Below are 19820 nucleotides of genomic sequence, written 5' to 3'. Positions count from 1 at the left end.
CATGAAGTTAACCGAACTAGCGATTAAAAATAAAGTTACAACCTATTTTTTAATAGTAGTTTTACTTATTGGTGGATATTTATCTTACCAAAAATCAGAAAAAGCTCAAGATCCTGGATTTACAATAAAAGTCGCATTAATTACAACAAATTGGCCTGGTGCTACTGCCAAACAAATGGCTGATTTAGTTAGTAAAAGAATTGCAGATCAAGTACAAAATATGGATTCACTATGGTATGTTAACTCTACTAATACAGATGGACAATCGAATGTTTATGTAAACATAAAAGCTGAATATAAAGATATTCAGCCAGTATGGACAGAGCTTAGAAACAGAATAAATACATTTGTTGTTCCAAACCTTCCTCAAGGAGTTCAAGTTCCTCAAATAAATACATTTTATGGAGATATTTATGGAACTCTTCTTGCTATAGGTGGAGATGGTTATACCTATGAAGAACTTTATGAAACAGCTTATCAATTAAAAGAGGTTTTATTATTTAATGTACCTCAAATTGGAAGTATTGATATATCTGGTATTCAAAATGAAACTGTATATATCGATATTGATAATAAACTATTATCTCAAACAGGGCTTACTTTACAAAATATTATAAATACTTTAAATAGTTCTAACGTTATTATTAAAGGTGGAAATATTGTAATTGATGAAAATAGATTAAAAGTTACTCCTAGTGGAAATTTTAAAAGTATTGAAGATATTAAAGATACAATTATAACTAGTCCTAATGGAGATTCAAGCATCTATCTTAGTGAAGTTGCAAATATTTACAAAGGTTATCAAGACCCGTCGCCTTATTCTATTGATTTCAATGGTAATAAATCTCTTGTTTTAGGGATATCATTAGGTTCAGGTGAAGATGTTTTATTAATGGGAAAAGGTATTCAAGAAACATTAAAAACATATAGAAACTCTCTTCCGATAGGTCTTGAAGTTGGAGAAATTTATTATCTTCCTGATTTAGTTCAAACAAATGTTACTGCATTTATTGTTAACTTGATTCAAGCTGTTACAACAATAGTTTTAGTAATGCTTGTATTCTTAGGACTTAGATCTGGATTAATCGTTGCTGCCTTAACTCCAACATCAATAGCTTTTACTCTTATTGGATTATTTTGGTTCGATTACGGAATTAACCAAATCACTCTTGCAGGACTTATTATAGCACTAGGTATGCTTGTTGATAATGCCGTTGTTATGTCAGAGAACATTACGGTTCTATTAGAAGAAGGATATTCAAGAATGGATGCTTGTTTAGAATCATCTAAAACACTAGCAATTCCTTTATTTGTTAGTTCTCTAACAACTATAATGGCTTTCTCCCCTATTATTCTAAATAAACAAAACATGGGAGAATACGTTGGACCGTTAACTATCGTTGTTATGCTTGCACTTATGAGTTCATGGTTAATTAACCAAACTTTTATACCTTTATTATGTTATGACTTTATAAAATTAAAACCTGGAGAAAAACAAAATCTTAATAGCAAACCATATCTTTTATATAGAGAGATTTTAATTAAAGTTTTAAAAAATAAAAAAATTACAATTGTTTTAACTGCAATTTCATTTATTTTTGGTATTTGGCTACTTGGTCTTGCTCCTTCAAACTTTATGCCTGGTTCAACTGACCCCGTTATGTCAACGTATATAACTTTACCTAAAGGTACTGACGTTGACCATACAAGAGCAGTAGTTGAAGATTTAAATAAATTTATTGAAAAAAATTATAGTACTGGTCCTCAAGAACCTCTTCCACCTGGACTTTGGGATTATATAACAACTGGTGGTACTACAAAAACATATGATAAAGCTGGAGTTTTAAGTTGGGGGTCATTTATAGGTGGAGGTGCACCTAGATTCTCTACAGGATATTCACCACAAACACAACTCCCTGAATATGCTTATATTATGTATAATCTAACTGATTACAGATTAATTCCAAAATTAAGCCAAGAAATTAATCAATATCTTATAAATAAATATCCTGATATAGATGTCGTTTCTAAAGGATTAGGTAGTGGAGTTTCTCTTGCTAAAGATTTAGGATATGTTTTTGCTTCACGTGATATAAAACTTTTAAAAAAGGTAGCAGAAGAGGTTAAATCTAAATTGACATCTCTTGATGGTACTTATGCTGTATCTGATGATTGGGGAATTGAGGTTCCTAAAATATTTATCGAAGTAGATACTGAAAAAGCTCAAATGGCTGGATTTACTAATGATACTATTGGAACATATTTACAATATGTTCTACAAGGATATAACGCTAGTGTTTATAGAAACTTTGATGCTCCGCCTCAAAGTACAGTTATTCCAATAGTATTGAGAGGAACTGATCAATATAAAGATGATTTAAACTCAATCCAATCTATTGAACTTGTAAATTCAAAAGGACAAGCTGTTCCTTTAAAACAAATTGCTAAAATATCTTTAGAATATTATGATAGTTTAGTTGCAACTAGAAATATGGCTTACTCTATTGAAATTGATGCAGCTATAAAAGATTCAACTACTCCTCTTGAAGTTAATAAAAAGTTTATGCCTTGGCTAGATGAAAAACTTAAAGAGTGGGGACCTGATGTAAAATATTATTCATCTGGTATTATGCAAACATCTGATGAAAACCAAGAAGCTTTATTTGCACAAGTTCCAATAGCAATTTTAGGAATGTTCTTCCTAGTTGTTGCTCAGTTTAACTCTATGAGAAAAGGTTTAACTATTATGCTTGTTATTCCACTTTCTATATTAGGAGTTGCTATTGGATTACTATTAACTAATACTGATTTAGGATTTATGGCAATGATTGGTATTATTGCTCTAGCGGGTGTTGTTCTTAACCATGCTATTATCCTAGTAGATAAAATGACCATAGAAAAAGATGATCTTGGTCGTAGCGATCAGGATGCTGTAGTATTCGGTTGTCAATCAAGACTTAGACCAATTTTTCTAACAGTTGCTACAACATTAGTTGGTTTAATGCCTCTATATTTCTTTGGAGGTCCACTTTTCCAACCAGTAGCAGTTGTTCTTATATTTGGTTTAGTAACAGATACTGTTTTAGCTCTTGGAGTTATTCCTGTTATCTATGCACTTTTCTATAAAATTGATTTTGCTGATTATAAATATGATGAAAGTCGTTTAATAGAAAATAAACCAACTGAAAATAAAGATGCTCAGTCATAAGATAATAAGATAAAATGCCTAGCTAATTAGCTAGGCATTTTTTATTTTATAATTTTTTATACACATATTGTGGTCTACCTATATTTCCATAAGTTATATTTTCCTTTATATAATCTATTTTTTCTAAATAATCCAAATACTTTTTTATGGTTACATTACTCATTTCTGTTAACTCACAAATTTCTTTAATATTAAATTCTTTTCCCTCTAAACTATCTATTTTATTCATTATCCCATTTAAGGTTTTTTCATTTAATCCCTTTGGTAAAATTTCTAAATTTTCTTTTTTAATAAAGTTTAGTTTATCCAAATCTTCTTGTCCTATTTTTTCTTCATTAAAAAGCATATTTTTATCATGAAATTTTTTAATAGCACATTTAAATCTTTCAAAATCAAATGGTTTTATTAAATAATCTAAACAGCCTAAAGACAAAGCTTTTTTTATCTCTTCGCTGCCATTAGCAGATGTAATCATGATAATATCAACCGTATATCCCTCTCCTCTAATAGCTTTTAAAATTTCTAATCCACTCTCACCACCTAAAAAAATATCCATTAAAATTAAATCAACTTTAAACTTTTTTAGATATTCGAATACTTCATCTTTATTCACTGCATGTCCAACTACTTCTAACTGTGATATCTTTGATATGTATTCCATATTTATCATAGCTACCATTGGATCGTCTTCTACTACTAAAACTTTCTTCAACTACTTCACCACCTTTACTTTAAAGAATTTCCATTGTTCATTTTGTTCAAATTCAATTGTTCCCTTATATAATGTTATTTTATTTTTTACAATACTTAATCCTACACCACGTAACTCTCCTTTTGTTGAAAAACCTCTTTCATATATTTTTGAAAAATATTCTTGTGGAATCGGTTCACCATTATCCCAAACTTCAAGTTCAATGTTATCTTCAGTTTCTATAATTTTTATTTTAATTATTTTTTCTTTAATATTAAATTCTTTAAATGAGTCCATAGAATTTTCAATTAAATTACCTATTATTGTACTTATATCTTCAATTATAGGACTTTTATTTTCAGTTGTAACCTCTGATTGAGAATCAACTATAAACTGTATTTTTCTCTCTTTGCAAATTGCATCTTTTCCCAATAACATAGCTTTTAAAAAAGAATTCTTAATTTTTGTAAATTTTTTAAAATCATATTCATTTAAGTTCTGTATCTCTAAAATATATTTTTTTGCCATATCTATTTTTTCCAGATTTATAAGACCTAAAATTACATGTAACCTATTTTTAAACTCATGTATATTTGCTCTCATTCCATCAACTAATTGATCTATTCCAGTTATCTCTCTAGCATACCTACTTACATCATCTTTTGTCTTTATTAGTAATATTGTTCCGTAGTACTCTGTTAAATTATATATTGGTAATATTTTTACATAGTAATACTCATTATCAATAACAACCTCTATATTTCGAGCAGTATTTTCTTTTTTTTCTAAATAGATACTTACTTTTTCTAAAATTAATTTAGGTGATAACTTTCCATATTTTTTAGAAAAAACACTATTCACTTTAAGTATCTCATTTTTTGTGTTTAAAGCGATTAAACCAGATTCTAAATTGTCTATTATCAATCGTTCCTCAACATATAGTCTTCCAATCTCCTCAGGATCTAAGCCAAATAAACTTTTTCTAACACCATTTGCAAAAGTTATTGCTAATATAAAAGCTAATCCAAAAGCTTCTAAAAATAGTAAGCATAACATTAATACAGTATTTTTTTTCATATCTGAAATTGCAGTATAATATTTCCCTACCATTACAAATCCTATAACTTCTTTATTTTGTACATCATATATAGGTTCAAATCGTCTAAAGGTAATCCCCATAGATCCCATCATTTTAGAAAAATATCCTTCACCTCTTTTTATATCATTCCATTGGACTGGATTTACAAATTTTTGTCCAATCTGCTTTTTATCTAAATGAGAATATTTTATCCCTTCTATATTTGCAACTACAATAATATCTATATCTCTAAAAATATCTGTTAGAGAATCAACTTTTTTTTCAATCTCACCACCTTTATAGTTTAATTGTAAATTTTTTCTTATTTCATTACTACTGCTAACAACTTTTGCTGCTTCCAAAAGATTTTTTGTTATATTATTTTCATCATTTTTTATTTTTTCATTAAAAAATATTGCATATGAAAAAATCAGGGGTATTAAATTTATTATTAAAACCCAAATCATTATTTTATTTTTAAAATTTAATCTCTTCATAACTGTTATATTAACATATAAAAAAGAGTTAGTACAATTAATTATTATACAAATTTAGATAACTTTTTTGTCTATTTTTTTATCAATTTTAGTTTTTTCTACTTAAAAAAGTTAAAAAACTATTTATAAAGTTTAAAAAATTGTAAATCTTTTCAAAAGGACTTATATTAATTAATGAGTACTTAATTGTTAAATTTTATTTTAGGAGGATTTTATGAATTTCAGTGAAATTATTTCAAGTATTTTGAAGAATAATAGTATTGTTGGTGCTATATCTTCATCTGTTTTAATCATTCTTTTTGGATTTTATCTTAGAAAAACTAATGTTTTAAAAGATGGTACATCTAAAACATTAAGTGATGTTATCTTATCCGCATCTTTACCAGCTTTAGCTTTTAACTCTTTTATGCAAGATATCAACAAAAATAGTTTAGAGCAAGGTATCAATCTTTTAATTTGGGGATTTGCTATATATATCTTATTGATATTTTTGACAAAAGTTTTATACATCCAATATAAAGGAGATAAAAAATCAGTTTTAGAAGTTCTAACTATATTTGGATCTACTACTTTCTTTGGTATTCCAATTATTGCTGCTGTTTATGGAGAGGTTGGAGTTATGTATGCTTCAATTTTTAACATAGCATATAGAGTTTTCCTTTACTCTTATGGGTATATTAAAATGTCTGGTATTAAAGTAGATAGAAAAAATATATCTCAGATGTTTTTGAATCCAATTGTTTTAGCTACATTTTTAGGTATGTTTGTTTGGGTTTTCCAAAGTTCACTACCTCAAGTATCTATTGGTGATAAAAGCTATGCTTTCTTAAGAATTGATAAAACAGCTTTTTGGTTATTTAAACCGATGACTTATCTAGCTGCTCTTTGTTCTCCATTAGCTTGGATCTCTATTGGTGCAAAATTAGCAGATATTTCTCTAAAAGAAGCTTTCTCTTCAAAAGATTCTTGGATTTACAGTTTTGTTAAAGTTTTAGGAGTTCCTGCTATAAATATAGTTGCTTTATATATTTTAAATATTACAAATATTTTACCAATATCTTTTGTAGGATTAGCTACTGTTGTTATTATGATGGCAACTCCAACAGCAACTGTTGCTGCAGCTTATGCTATAAAGTTTGATAAAGAATCACTTATGACATCAAATTGTTCTTTACTATCTACAGTATTTAGTGTAATATGTATGCCATTATGGATTGTAGTTTTAGAAGTTATTAAATCTTTACAGATATTTGGATAGATTAAGTAAATTTATAGGAGGTTTACAATGAAATTAATATGTTTTGGTGTTAGAAAAGTGGAACGTGATTTTTTTATAAAATTAAATAAATTTGGATATGAGTTAACTTTAGTTGAAGAGTTATTAAATGATGAAAATATTCATCTAATAGAGGGACATAAAGCAGTTATGTTAAGAGCTAATTGTCCAGCAAATCGAAAAAATTTAGAAATAATTAAAGGATATGGTGTTGAGTACCTTCTAACTAGAACTGTAGGTTATAATCATATCGACTTAGATGCTGCTAGAGAGATGGGATTCAAGATGGCTAGAGTTCCTACTTATTCTCCAAATGCTATTGGAGAATTAGCTATTACTTTTGCTATGAACCTAGTTAGAAAAGGAACTTATATGGTGAATAGAAGTAGAGAAAAAAACTTTACTGTAGATGAGTTTATGTTTAGCAAAGAGATTAGAAATTTAACTGTAGGTATTGTTGGAACTGGAAAAATTGGACTAACAACTGCTAAGCTTTTTAAAGGACTTGGTTCTAAAGTTATTGCCTATGATATCTATGAAAATGAAAATGCTAAAGATATTTTAGAATATGTTTCAATGGATGATTTAATTAAAAATGCAGATATTATAAGTTTACACTGTCCATATATAAAAGGATCTAATGATAATCTAATCAATGATAGTCTTATTAGTAAAGCTAAAGATGATGTTATCATAATAAATACTGCTAGAGGAGAACTTCAAGATGTTGAAGCTATCATAAGAGGATTAGAAAGCGGTAAAATCGGTGGCTTTGCAACAGATGTATTTTCTAATGAAAAAGAGTTTTTCTTTAAAAATATGACTGGTAAAGAGATTGATAAAAATGTTGAAAAACTTTTAGACCTTTATCCTAAAGTATTAATAACTCCACATATTGGTTCGTACACAGATGAAGCTCTTACAAATATGATTGAAATATCTTATGAAAATCTTGATGAATTTATTAAAAAAGGAATTTGTGAAAATCAATTATAATAATTTAATAGAAAAGCTATGAAGTTTAAAACTTCATAGCTTTTTTTAAAAGACATTATTTAATAAATTTTCCATTTTCTTTCTTAATTCGCTTCTCTCTCCATTCCAGTGATTAACAACAATAGCAAAAGTATATGTTCTTCCATTTTTTTCCACATATCCAGCATAAGATTGTATTCCACTCATACTTCCACTTTTAACTCTAACTTTTCCCTCTAAAGGTGTATTTCTTAAAAATAAAGCTACTGTTCCATCTTTTCCAGCAACAGGTAGAAGATTTTCTAAACCATCCTTAGAATAAGATAAAATTTCTACTAATAGTTTTGCTGAAATAGTATTTCCTCTAGATAAACCACTTCCATCTCTCATAGTTAAAGAGTGAACATCAATCCCTTTTTCTTCCCAAAACTTTTCTATCTTCACACCTTTTGTTTTTTCTATTAATTGGTATAGATGCTCTGTATAATGATTATCACTTCTAGTTAATAAAACTTTAACTATTTCAGATATTGGAGGAGATTTTGTCACTGCTATAACTTTTGGATTTCTCGGTCTTTGTGATGTTAATCTAGCTGTTTTAATATTTCCATTTACTTTTATATTTTCTCTTTTTAAATAGTACGAAAAATATTGTCCCAAAAATAATCCTGGATCTGGAATATCACTTTGAATTGTTAGGCCATTTTTATTTTGTGGAACTACTCCAAAAATTCTTCTTTTATTTTCTAAAGGTACACCTCTTACATATATATCCTTTTTTCCACCCGGAGTTACCACACTTTGATTATCAAATGTTAATCCTTGAATCTCTGGTTTAGTCTTTATCACTTCAGGCTTTTGACCAGAGATACCTGTGTTTAAATAAAGAGTATATATATTATCAAATACACTTATTCCATAAGTTCCTTGACCATAATTCGTTCCCATATCTTCCCAAAGCCATTTTCCTGGAATTCCTTCATATCCAAACAAATCATCCAATACAATTATATTTCCATTAATAGATTTTATTCCTATTTTTTTCACTGCATCAGTCCAATTTTTTAAAAATTCCTCTCTATTTATAGATATTCCATCTGAACCTAAAGTAGGATCTCCTCCTCCTTGAATATATATATTTCCAGTTAAAACTCCATCTTTAGATATCTTTCCATCATATAGAACTTTAGTTTCTAAAACAGTATCTGGCCCTAGCACTTCTAGTGCTGTTGCTGAGGTAACTATTTTTAAAACAGATGCTGGAGTTAAAGCTGTCTCTCCTCTATAGTTATCGATAACTGCTCCACTTTCTATATCCATAGCATAAAAACTTAAATTCCCATGCTCTAAAACTCTTGAATTAACAAATTCATCTACAGCTTTTGATTTTACTTTAGTAGGCAAAGTTGTCATAGGTATAATTGGTTCTTCTACTATTTTATCTGGAACAACTGGTATTTGATAGCTATCTTTATTCTCAGATTTTTCTATACTGCTACAACTAGCCAATAATATTGTAATTAGTGCTAAACAAATATATTTTTTCTTCATACACCACCTCTTATAAGACTTTTTTATATCCTACATCATTTAAAGATTTTTTTAAAGTATTTTTCTAATTAATTACTTTTTTAATAATATAAAAAAGCTTAGAAAAAAATCTAAGCTTTTGATTTTATACTTTACTAACGTTTACTTCTCTTCCTTCTTTTCTCCACTGTGAATATTCTGCAATACTTGTAAATAAAACATCTGTAGATGAATTTAAAGCTGTTTCACATGAATCTTGAAGAACCCCTATAACAAACCCTACTCCGACAACTTGCATTGCAACATCATTAGATATCCCAAATAAGCTACATGCTAATGGAATTAATAATAATGATCCTCCAGCTACACCTGAAGCTCCACAAGCACTTACAGCTGAAAGAACACTTAGAACAATTGCTGAGAAGAAATCCACTTGAATTCCTAGGGTATGTGCTGCACTTAAAGCAAAAACAGATATTGTAACTGCTGCACCTGCCATATTTATTGTCGCTCCAAGAGGAATAGAAACAGAATACATATCTTTTTCTAAACCTAACTTCTCACAAAGATTCATATTTACGGGAATGTTCGCTGCTGAACTTCTTGTGAAAAATGCAGTTAATCCACTTTCTTTTAAACATGTAAATACTAATGGATATGGATTTTTTTGAATCATTACAAAAGCTATTATTGGATTAACTATAAGGGCTACTGTCACCATACATCCTAAAAGTAAAAGTAAAATCTTTCCATATGATAGTAACCCACTTCCACCACTTGCTTCTATTGAACTAAATATTAATCCCATAACACCAAAGGGAGTAAACTCTATAACTAATTTTACAACTTTTAAAAGAGCTTTGGAAATATCTATAACAACCTCTTTTGTTACATCTTTAGCATCTTTTAAAAAAATACCAAATAAAGAACTCCAAAATAAAATACCAATATAATTTCCATTAAAAAGAGCTTTTACTGGATTATCTATAAGGTTTAAAAGAAGAGTTTTTAAAACTCCTACAATATTTTGTGGTGCTGACTCCATATTTATATTAGATACAAGGGAAAGGGTAACTGGGAATAAAAAACTTCCTATTACTGCAACTAAACTAGCTAAAAAAGTTCCTAATAAATATAGTATCACTATTGATTTTATATTTGTTTTCTGACCTTTTTTATGTTGAACAATTGCAGATATAACTAAGAAAAATACCAATATTGGAGCAACAGCTTTTAAAGCACCTACAAATAGGTCACCAAAAATTGTTATCCAACTCATACTATTAGGAGCTATATATGCTAAGGCCACTCCAAATAATAATCCTATAAAAATTCGTTTCACTAGGCTTATGCCGCACCATCCTTTAAACACTTTCTCCATTTTTACCATCTCCTTGTCTTTGTTTTAGAAACACATGTCTTTAGATAAGAGACAATATAACATATTATTTTTTATAATACAAGTTTTTTTTCTAGACATATTTTTTTTAAAAAGTTATACTATCTACAAATGCATATAAATTGGGAGGTTATAAATGAATGGAAAATTTTTGGTTGTAGATAAATCTATCCTTCCAGATTATCTGGAAAAAGTTATTGAGGTTAGAAACTTACTAGCTGAAGATAAAGTTCAAAATGTAAGTGAAGCTGTTAAAATTGTTGGAATAAGTAGAAGTACTTATTATAAATATAAAGATTTTGTATTTTTACCATCTGATAATGCTTTAGGAAAAAAAGCTTTAATCTCTCTTATGTTAGAGCATGAAAAAGGAGCCTTATCTGAAGTTTTAAATTTTCTATCATCTGTTAATTGTAATATAATTACTATTAATCAAAATATTCCAATTAATAATGTTGCTTCTGTAGTTATATCTTTTGAGATATCTTCAACCTCTCTTCCTCCAGAAGATGTTGTTCACGAATTAAAAAAAATTAAATATGTTAAAATGTCTAGACTTCTAGCTTTTGAGTAATTCACAAATGTCAACTTTACAATTTAATAAAAGTTGACATTTTTTTTATTTCATAATAATATATATTGAATACTGTATACAATAAGGAGAAGAAAATGACTACTAAAGAAAAGATTATCTCTATGTTAGAGAATAATAAAGGTTCTTATCTTTCGGGAGAAGATATCGGAAAACAATTAAATATATCTCGTGCAGCAGTTTCAAAAGCTATTAAAGAACTAAAAAATAATGGTTATACAATTGACTCTGTGAATAAAAAAGGTCACTGCATTCCTCACAAAAGTAATATGTTGTCGTTAATAGAAATTAAAAAAAATCTTAAATACAATAATGATATTATTATAAAAGATTCTGTTTTCTCTACTAATTTAGAGGGTAAAAACTATCTAATAAATAATCCAAAGCATGGAACTGTTATCATTGCTAATGAGCAAACAAATGGCAGAGGACGAAAAGGAAGAAGTTTTTTTTCACCTAAAAATACTGGAATATATATGAGTATTATTTTAAAACCTGAAAGTTTACTTTTGGAAAACTCTTTTAAGATAACTATTGCTACAGCAGTTGCTGTTTCTAATGCAATCGATGAAACTTGTAATAAAGATACTCAAATAAAATGGGTTAATGATATTTTCTTAAATAATAAAAAAATATGTGGAATTTTAACAGAGGCTATAACAGATTTTGAAAGTGGCTCTATTGAAAATATCGTTTTAGGAATTGGAGTAAACTTTAATACTTTAAACTTTCCAGAGGATCTTTCTTATACTGCTGGATCAATTTTTCTAGAGGATATTACTCCTATTAATAGAAATCAATTAATTTCAAAAATAATAAATAATCTTATGGAGATTATAGAAAATTTAGACGATTCAGAAATTATTAAAATCTATCGTAATAAATCATTTTTAATTGGTAGAGATATTATTTATTATGAAAAAAATAGTCCTATTCAAGGTATTGTTATTGATATTGATGATGACGGACATCTTGTTGTTCAAGATTCTAATAAAATTATAAAAATTTTAAAATCAGGGGAGGTTAATTTTAAGTGGTAGAAAATTTATTTTTAAATCTATATTTTTTAGGTATTTTAGCGATTGGGTATAACTCATTTAAAAAAATTAAAGATAGTTCTCATTTTTTTATAGCAAATAAAGAAGCAGGTGTTTTCCAAGTTACAGGTAGTTTATTAGCCACAGTTTTAGGAAGTTCCGCTATTCTAGGAAATGTTGCTGCTACATATTCTATTGGTTGGGCTGGAATTTGGCTTCTTTTTTGTGCAGCATTTGGTCTTTTTACCCTTTTACCTTTGCTTAAAAGATTTGAAAAATTTAAAGGGTATAATCTTCCAGAACTTTTAGGAAGTTTTTATGGAGATGAAGTTCGAATTTTAAGCTCTTTTATTATTTCTATAGCTTGGATTGGAATTGTTGCTGCTCAAATTATGGGTGCTGCCCAAATTATGGAAATTATAAGTAATTTTTCCTATTTTCAAAGCGTTATTATAAGTGGAGTAGTTTTTATTATATATACTATATTAGGTGGACAACTTTCAATTATAAAAACAGATTGTTTTCAATTAATTTTTATTTTGCTAGGTATTGTACTATGTTTTTTATTTTTACCTAACATAGAAACAACTTATGTAGTACCTCAACTAATTAATGAAAAATTTAGTTATATTGATTTATTAATTCTAGTACTAACATATTCATCTACATTTTTAGTTGGTCCTGATATTTATTCTAGAATTTTTTGTGCAAAAGATACCACTGTTGCAAAAAAATCAATTATTATTAGTATTATTATTTTAGTACCTTTAGCTTTTATTCTAACTAAAATAGGTATATTTGCTGCTGGAGCCTATCCTAATCTAACTAATGGTCAATCTCCATTACTACATGTTGCAGCTAATACTTTACCAAAACCTATAAGTCTTCTTTTATATTTTGGTTTACTTTCAGCTATAATTTCTACTGCTGATACTTGCTTATTAACTGGATCATCTATATTTACAGAGATTTTTACTAAAAATTTAAAAAATGTAAAATCAATTAAACTTACAAGGGTTTTCATTGGAGTATTTGGATTATTTAGTATCCTTGTAGCTCTTAAACTTAAATTTATATTAAGCTCTTTATTACTAGCTTTATCTGTTTATTCTGGAGCACTTATAATTCCATGTTTTGTCGGAATTTTAGGATATAGATTTAAAAAATCTTATGTTTTAAGTGCAATTATAATGGGAGGAACTATAGCTTTATTTGGGAAAATATATGGTGGTAGTAATTCAAATTATATTTTAATTCTTGCATTTTGTATCAATGCTATAATTTTAACAGTTGGTCGAAAAAAATAAAAAATATATTTTGACAAAAAAATTTTTATATGATAATATCATCTAAAATAATTTTTTAAGGAGGTCAGTTATGTTTTTAAGGAACGAAAGAGAGATTTTAAAATTTTATATTTTAGATAAACTATCTCTTTTGTTATGGAAAATATGACTATACTTTTATTAATACTTTAGTCTTTTATTTACCGAACTAATTTGAGTTAGTTCGGTTTTTTTTATACAAAAATTTATTTTAATGGAGGGTATTATTATGAAAAAAATTATTACTTTAATCATGGCAAGCGTTTTATCAGTATCTTTATTTGCAGAAAAACTTTATGTTGGTACCAATGCTGAATTTGTTCCATACGAATATCTTGAGAATGGTAAATTAACAGGTTTTGATGTTGAACTTATGGAACTTATTGGACAAAAAGCTGGATATGAAATTATATGGAAAGATATATCTTTTGATGGTTTGATTCCTGCTTTACAAACAGGAAAAATCGATGCAATTATTGCTGGTATGTCTCAAACAACAGAACGACAAAAAGCAGTAGATTTTTCAAATCCATATTTATATTTTAAATCTGAGCATCTTGTTTTAGTTAATAATAAAAGCTCTTTAAATAATAAAGAAGAATTGAAAAATAAAATTGTTGGAGTTCAATTAGGTTCTCTTCAAGAGGAGTTTGCTACAAAGTTAGGAGCTGAAGTTCGACCATATAACTCATTTTTAGGTGCTCTTATGGATTTGGAAAACAATAAAATTGATGGTGTTATTATCGCTGATAAAACTGGATATGAGTATTTAAAATCTATGAAAACTTTAAAAATATTAGATAAAATTACAGATAATTACCCTGGTGCGTCTATTGCTTTAAAGAAAGGAAGCTTGGAAAAAGTTGAAAAAATTAACGATATTTTAGAAAATTTAAAAAACACTGATGAGTATAACAATTTAGTGATTAAATATTTCCCTGAAAAAAATAATTAATTTTTTTGTTGACATTTGATTTTTTTTTATTTATACTTAACAAAATAAAAAATTTAAGGGAGGTTACAAAATGACACTATTTATATTTAGCTTTAGTTTCTATCTATTTCTGCTGCTGCTAGCATTTATTTTTATACTAGATAAAAACTATATTTTCAATTGGCTAAATATAAATTCACAAGTAAACTCTTTTAAAAAATTAAAAATGAATGCTATTTATTTTCATAGTCTTCTCTTTCTCTAATTTTTGATTTAATTTAAAATAGTTGTGTTTATGACAGCCAGAAATGGCTGTTTTTTTTATATAAAATTTTAAGGAGATGATTCTATGAAAAACATTTGGTTTATTTTTACTATTTACCTTTCTCTATTCTCTACTAATACTTTCGGTAAGGTAGAGAACCAATTTAAAGACACCCTTGTTATTGCACAACGATCTGATGTGAAAACTTTAGATCCTCAAAAAAGTATTGATACTGTTTCAAATAAAGTGATAAACCTTATGTTTGAATCTCTTCTTACTTTAGATGAAAATTTAAATATAACACCACAAATTGCCACGAGTTGGGAACAAGTTGATGACCTTAATACTATCTTTCATCTAAGAGAAGGCATTATTTTTCATAATGGAGAAAACCTAACATCTGAAGATGTAGTATTTTCATTAAATCGAGCTAGAGCCTCTGCACAAGTTGGATATAATTTTACACCTATTATAAATGTTCAAGCTATTGATAAATACACAATACAAATAACAACTGATAAACCTTTTGGAGCTATGCTTAAATATTTAAGTAGTGTGGGTGGAGCTATTGTCAGCAAGAAAGCTGTAGATGAACTAGGAAATAATTTCTCACAAAATCCCATTGGAAGTGGTCCATACAAATTTAAAGAGTGGATTCCAGGAGATAAGATTACTGTAGAAGCTTTTGATAATTATTATGGCGAAATTCCTAAAAATAAAACTCTTATTGTTAGAAGTATTCCTGAAGTTACAAATAGAACTATTGCCCTTGAAACTGGTGAAGTTGACATTGCTTTTGATATTGGAATTATGGATCGAGAAACTATTAAAGATAGTAGTGATTTAGAATTACTTGAAGTAGAAGCTCCATCAACTCTTTATCTAGGATTTGATAATACAACTCCATTATTTCAGAATAAAAAACTTAGAGAAGCTATTGCCTATGCAATTGATAATGAATCTTTAGCTGAATTTGTTTTTAGAGGAGCTGCTCTTTCTGGAGACTCTCCTATTCCTCCAGTTATAGATGTTTATAATCCAAATGTTAAAAAATATCCACAAGATATAGTTTTAGCTAAACAACTTATGAAAGAAGCTGGATTTGAAAATGGTCTTAACATTGAACTTTGGACATCTGCACAATCAACATGGATAGATATGTGTACTATTATTCAAGATCAGCTAAAAGAGATTGGAATAACTGCTGAAATTAAAATTTTCGAATGGAGTACATATGTAACTATAACTTCTCAGCCAAATAAAGCTTTATATCTTCTTTCTTGGAATATATCATCTGTTGATGGTGATCCTGCTTTATATCCACTTTTCCATTCAAATGAAAAAGGGATGTCTGGAAATAGAAGTTTTTATGAGAATAAAGAGATTGACTCTTTACTATTAGAAGCCAGAACTACCGTTGATCAAAACAAAAGAAAAGATCTTTACTTTAAAGCGCAAGAGATAATTCAAAATGAATTACCACACTATACATTAGTATATCCTCATTATAATTTAGGAGCTCGAAAGGCTGTTAAAAACTTAGTTTTACAAAAGAATGGTTTCACTGATTTAGCTAAAACATACGTATTAAAATAAATTTATTGGGAGGTTTTTATGAGAACGAAGGAGTTGGCTAAAAAATATAAAGATTATGTAATCTCTATGAGAAGGGAGTTTCATCGATTTCCAGAAGCTAGTCTTGAAGAGTATCGAACGTCTAAAAGAATTAAAGAGGAACTTGAAAAATTTGGTATTACTGCTGAAATCGTAGGAGATACTGGGGTAGTTGCAACTATTTCTGGTAAAAATAGTGGTAAAACTGTGGCATTAAGAGGAGATATTGATGCTCTGTCTGTAACAGAAACAACAAATACCTCGTATAGTTCTGAAACTCCTGGCCTAATGCACGCATGTGGTCATGACACTCATGCTGCTATGCTTCTAGGTGCTGCTAAAATTTTAAAAAATATGGAGAATGAGATAAATGGAAATGTTAAACTTATTTTCCAACCAGGAGAAGAGGTAGCCCGTGGTGCTTTAAAAATGGTCAACTGTGGTGTTTTAAACAATGTTGATAATATCTTTGGAATGCATATATCTTCTGATCTTCCAGCTGGAAGTATTTCGGCAGATGCCGGCCCTAGATGTGCATCTGCTGATATTTTTTCTATAAAAGTTACAGGAAAAGGAGGTCATGGTGCTCGACCTGATCAGTGTGTTGACGCTGTTGTTGTAGCATCTGCAATTGTTATGAACTTACAATCTATTGTAAGTAGAGAATTTTCTCCTTTAGAACCTGTAGTTCTTACTGTTGGATCAATTGTTTCTGGGAGCCGTTTCAACGTTATTGCTCAAACTGCAACTTTAGAGGGTACAACTAGATGTTATAACCTTTCAATTAGAGAAAATTTTCCTAAAATAATTGAAAGAGTCGCTAAAAGTACTGCTGAAGCATATCGAGCAACTGCTGAAGTTACCTATACTCTTGGTGTTGGACCTACAATTAATAATTCAACATATTCAGATTTAGCTAAAATCTCTGCTGCAAAATTAGTTGGAGAATCCAATGTAATTTATAGACCACCTTCAACTGGTGGAGAGGATTTTTCAGAATTTTCAAATAGAGTTCCTGGTGTTATGGTAAATCTTGGTGCTCGAAATGAAGAGAAAGGTATTATCTATCCACATCACCATGAAAAATTTGATGTAGATGAAGATGTTTTTGAAATTGGAAGTGCTTTATATGCTCAATATGCAATTGATTATCTAAACCAGTAAAGAGAAAATCCCTTCTTAGTTTTTACAGAAGGGATTTTAATTTATATCTCTATTTTTTCCTAAATTTGATAGAAATTCATATTTTTTTATAATATCAATTACTTTCTTTTTACTTGGATTATTCTCTAATTTTTCTAGAAATTTATAATTACTAACTAAATCTAAAAAATTAGAAAGTGCATCTAAATGAGTATTTTCATCTTGAGAAGTGAATGTCAGCATCGTTTTAACTGGTGTTTCCTCTGGAAAAAGTATATCTCTTCTAAAATTCATTAAAACCATCTTACTTTTAAAGACATTTCCATTGTTTTTACTATGTGGAAGAGCAACTTTATTACTCATTACCATGTATGAACCAAACTCTTTTACTCTTTCTATTATATTTTCAATATATGTTATATCACAAATTTCATTTTTAATCATTATTTCTCCAGCCATCCTAATAGCTTCTTCCCAGCTTTCACACTCAACATCTAAAATAACATCTTCTAGCATATCTGATAACTTTAGTTCATCTTCATGAATATCGTTTATTAAAACCTCATTCATCAATAGAGATAAATCTTTTATCAAAATATTTTCATTTTTTATTACTCCACTTCTTTTAAAAGTTTCTAATAAGTCTGATAAAAAAACTCTATTTTTTCGTTTACTTAATCCAATATTTTCAAGTAAAACAACATCCTCTTTAGATAATATTGTATTTATAGTTATACAAGGTTTTTTAAGTTCAACTTCATCCATATTTATTGTTCCTACAATAAGATCAACATTATCTAAGCTATAATCTTTTAATCTATAAAATGGAATAGCTTCTACTATATTCACTGAAAAATTTTCATTTATTTGCTGTGATAGTAACTTTGATGTTCCATATCCTGAACTACAAACTACTAATATATTATTTTTTCTATTTTCAAGTTTATTTGCTCTATCTAAAGCAGCTTTAAAATGAATAGCTAAAAAAGCTATTTCATCTTCAGTTATATCTAAATTTATAAAATTCTTTAATGGTTTAATAGATTTTTTAGTTCCCATAAATATTGGTTTATATAGTTTTAAAAAATCTTTTAAAATACTATTTTCTAAAATTTGTTTATTTTTTAATCTATGGATAGTTGGTTTCAAGTGATTAATAATTCCTTTTAATAGCACTTTATCTTTTGATAAATCCACTCCCATATTTTCTGAAAAAATTTTAATTATTTTTTTAGCTATTATATCAATCTCTATCCAAAATTTGTAACTACTATTTTCAGCTGAATAGCAATGACTTCCTAAAAAATAATCTGTCAATCTTACTTTCTCATTTAATTCAATTTTTATCTGGTACTCTTTCTCTAAGATATCTAAAAATCTACTTATTACTTTGTACTCTTTTAACCCTTGAAAAAACACTTGATTTTCAACTTCTAATATAGATTTTCCTTTTCTCAATCTCTCTACCATTATTAAAATATAATGGTAAAGATTTGTATATGGTTCATCTGATATTATATGTTTTGTGTTATCTATTATTAGATTTAAAAATTTTTCTATTTTTTCTCTATTTATTCCTGCATAATATTTTTCAATAATATTTGAAAAGTAAATCTCTTTTGAATAGGTTAATATAAATTTCAATTGAGCTTTTCTAATATTCTCCTCAGTTCCAACCAAAATTAAGCCTTTTTGTATTTCAATCTCTAATTTTAATTCATTTAATTTTAATTTTTCTTTAATCACTTTTAAAATATTTTTTACACTAGTTCTACTAACTCCAAGCTCGTCTTCTATATTTTTTAAATTTATTCTTTCTAAAAATAAAACTTTAAAAAATAAAATCTCCTCTTTATACTCTGTTAAATCTATACACTTTATAAATTTATCAATTACTATAGATAGAATATCTAAGTTTTTATACTCAACTTGCCCCTTTTCCACTTTTTCAATTTGAGGATAGTTATTACTTTTTAATATTTCGTTTATCTTATCTATATCGTACCTAATACTTCTTTCATTTATAAATAAAAGTTCTGAAAGGAGTTTGTAAGTAATTTTTCCATTATATTTTATAAGATATTTAAGAATTTCTAACTCTCTTTTAGTCATCAATACTCCCCCTCCTTTTATTTTTTCTAATTTTATCATAATTTCTACATTTTTTCTAATTTTAAAACATATGTGGGCAAAAAAAATCATTTTTTTTTTGAAAAAATATGATTCTATTCTTTTTATTTTCAATCTGTTATTATA

General features: G+C 27.7%; 14 protein-coding genes. 9 read left to right on the top strand and 5 right to left on the bottom strand.

The genetic code is table 11. The features are described from left to right. Position 1: 1 nt before the first annotated feature. Positions 2-3208, top strand: coding sequence for an efflux RND transporter permease subunit (locus tag MKD34_RS10185; protein ID WP_240221362.1), 3207 nt, complete (start codon positions 2-4; stop codon positions 3206-3208). Positions 3209-3254: 46 nt separating this feature from the next. Here MKD34_RS10185 and MKD34_RS10180 read toward each other — a convergent pair whose 3' ends face one another. Then, positions 3255-3920 carry a response regulator gene (locus tag MKD34_RS10180; protein WP_240221360.1) on the bottom strand — a complete coding sequence of 222 codons (666 nt, stop codon included), beginning with the start codon at positions 3918-3920 and terminating at the stop codon, positions 3255-3257. Further along, on the bottom strand, positions 3921-5474 hold the full coding sequence (locus MKD34_RS10175; RefSeq protein ID WP_240221358.1) for a sensor histidine kinase: 1554 nt from the start codon (positions 5472-5474) through the stop codon (positions 3921-3923). It lies immediately after the preceding gene. A gap of 214 nt (positions 5475-5688) precedes the next feature. On the opposite strand from MKD34_RS10175, the gene MKD34_RS10170 reads away from it, so the two are divergent. After that, entirely contained in the window at positions 5689-6732 is a 1044-nt protein-coding gene (locus tag MKD34_RS10170; RefSeq protein ID WP_240221356.1) for an AEC family transporter, read from the top strand. Between the two features lie 27 nt (positions 6733-6759). Beyond that, positions 6760-7746, top strand: a complete 987-nt coding sequence (locus MKD34_RS10165; RefSeq protein ID WP_240221354.1) for a 2-hydroxyacid dehydrogenase — start codon at positions 6760-6762, stop codon at positions 7744-7746. Positions 7747-7791: 45 nt separating this feature from the next. Here the strand turns inward: MKD34_RS10165 and dacB are convergent, their stop codons facing one another. Together dacB and sstT are read right to left on the bottom strand one after the other, a co-directional pair. Next, on the bottom strand, positions 7792-9276 hold the full coding sequence (gene dacB, locus MKD34_RS10160; RefSeq protein WP_240221352.1) for a D-alanyl-D-alanine carboxypeptidase/D-alanyl-D-alanine endopeptidase: 1485 nt from the start codon (positions 9274-9276) through the stop codon (positions 7792-7794). 124 nt (positions 9277-9400) lie between these two features. Continuing rightward, positions 9401-10636: a serine/threonine transporter SstT gene (sstT, locus tag MKD34_RS10155; protein ID WP_240221337.1), complete on the bottom strand. Its 1236-nt coding sequence runs from the start codon at positions 10634-10636 to the stop codon at positions 9401-9403. Between the two features lie 154 nt (positions 10637-10790). Between sstT and MKD34_RS10150 the strand changes: the two genes are divergently transcribed. The 6 genes from MKD34_RS10150 to MKD34_RS10125 all read left to right on the top strand — a co-directional run bounded on the left by MKD34_RS10150 (position 10791) and on the right by MKD34_RS10125 (position 17585). After that, positions 10791-11228 (top strand): ACT domain-containing protein, encoded by a 438-nt coding sequence (locus MKD34_RS10150; protein WP_240221335.1) that lies wholly within the window; start codon positions 10791-10793, stop codon positions 11226-11228. A 95-nt stretch (positions 11229-11323) separates the two neighbouring features. Then, complete coding sequence (locus MKD34_RS10145) at positions 11324-12286, top strand: biotin--[acetyl-CoA-carboxylase] ligase (RefSeq protein ID WP_240221334.1); 963 nt, start codon at positions 11324-11326, stop codon at positions 12284-12286. Further along, positions 12280-13590, top strand: a complete 1311-nt coding sequence (locus MKD34_RS10140; RefSeq protein WP_240221324.1) for a sodium:solute symporter family protein — start codon at positions 12280-12282, stop codon at positions 13588-13590. Before MKD34_RS10145 ends, MKD34_RS10140 begins: the two co-directional genes overlap by 7 nt. 247 nt (positions 13591-13837) lie before the next feature. Then, positions 13838-14563, top strand: a complete 726-nt coding sequence (locus MKD34_RS10135; RefSeq protein ID WP_240221322.1) for a transporter substrate-binding domain-containing protein — start codon at positions 13838-13840, stop codon at positions 14561-14563. Positions 14564-14891: 328 nt separating this feature from the next. After that, complete coding sequence (locus MKD34_RS10130; RefSeq protein ID WP_240221320.1) at positions 14892-16403, top strand: ABC transporter substrate-binding protein; 1512 nt, start codon at positions 14892-14894, stop codon at positions 16401-16403. 18 nt (positions 16404-16421) lie between these two features. After that, positions 16422-17585, top strand: coding sequence for an amidohydrolase (locus MKD34_RS10125; protein WP_240221318.1), 1164 nt, complete (start codon positions 16422-16424; stop codon positions 17583-17585). A gap of 36 nt (positions 17586-17621) precedes the next feature. On the opposite strand, the gene MKD34_RS10120 is transcribed toward MKD34_RS10125, so the two are convergent. After that, on the bottom strand, positions 17622-19676 hold the full coding sequence (locus MKD34_RS10120; protein WP_240221316.1) for a BglG family transcription antiterminator: 2055 nt from the start codon (positions 19674-19676) through the stop codon (positions 17622-17624). Positions 19677-19820: the final 144 nt, after the last annotated feature.

The organism is Cetobacterium somerae (assembly GCF_022430525.1).
Taxonomy (GTDB): domain Bacteria; phylum Fusobacteriota; class Fusobacteriia; order Fusobacteriales; family Fusobacteriaceae; genus Cetobacterium_A.
The sequence above is the reverse complement of the archived record's forward strand: the minus strand, read 5'-3'. Positions and strand labels throughout refer to the sequence as shown.

Bases quoted from the DNA above. Each gene is read 5' to 3' on its own strand.
- MKD34_RS10185 (WP_240221362.1), top strand. From the start codon at position 2: ATGAAGTTAACCGAACTAGCGATTAAAAATAAAGTTACAACCTATTTT.
- MKD34_RS10175 (WP_240221358.1), bottom strand. From the start codon at position 5,474: ATGAAGAGATTAAATTTTAAAAATAAAATAATGATTTGGGTTTTAATA.
- MKD34_RS10170 (WP_240221356.1), top strand. From the start codon at position 5,689: ATGAATTTCAGTGAAATTATTTCAAGTATTTTGAAGAATAATAGTATT.
- MKD34_RS10165 (WP_240221354.1), top strand. From the start codon at position 6,760: ATGAAATTAATATGTTTTGGTGTTAGAAAAGTGGAACGTGATTTTTTT.
- dacB (WP_240221352.1), bottom strand. From the start codon at position 9,276: ATGAAGAAAAAATATATTTGTTTAGCACTAATTACAATATTATTGGCT.
- sstT (WP_240221337.1), bottom strand. From the start codon at position 10,636: ATGGAGAAAGTGTTTAAAGGATGGTGCGGCATAAGCCTAGTGAAACGA.
- MKD34_RS10150 (WP_240221335.1), top strand. From the start codon at position 10,791: ATGAATGGAAAATTTTTGGTTGTAGATAAATCTATCCTTCCAGATTAT.
- MKD34_RS10145 (WP_240221334.1), top strand. From the start codon at position 11,324: ATGACTACTAAAGAAAAGATTATCTCTATGTTAGAGAATAATAAAGGT.
- MKD34_RS10135 (WP_240221322.1), top strand. From the start codon at position 13,838: ATGAAAAAAATTATTACTTTAATCATGGCAAGCGTTTTATCAGTATCT.
- MKD34_RS10130 (WP_240221320.1), top strand. From the start codon at position 14,892: ATGAAAAACATTTGGTTTATTTTTACTATTTACCTTTCTCTATTCTCT.
- MKD34_RS10125 (WP_240221318.1), top strand. From the start codon at position 16,422: ATGAGAACGAAGGAGTTGGCTAAAAAATATAAAGATTATGTAATCTCT.
- MKD34_RS10120 (WP_240221316.1), bottom strand. From the start codon at position 19,676: ATGACTAAAAGAGAGTTAGAAATTCTTAAATATCTTATAAAATATAAT.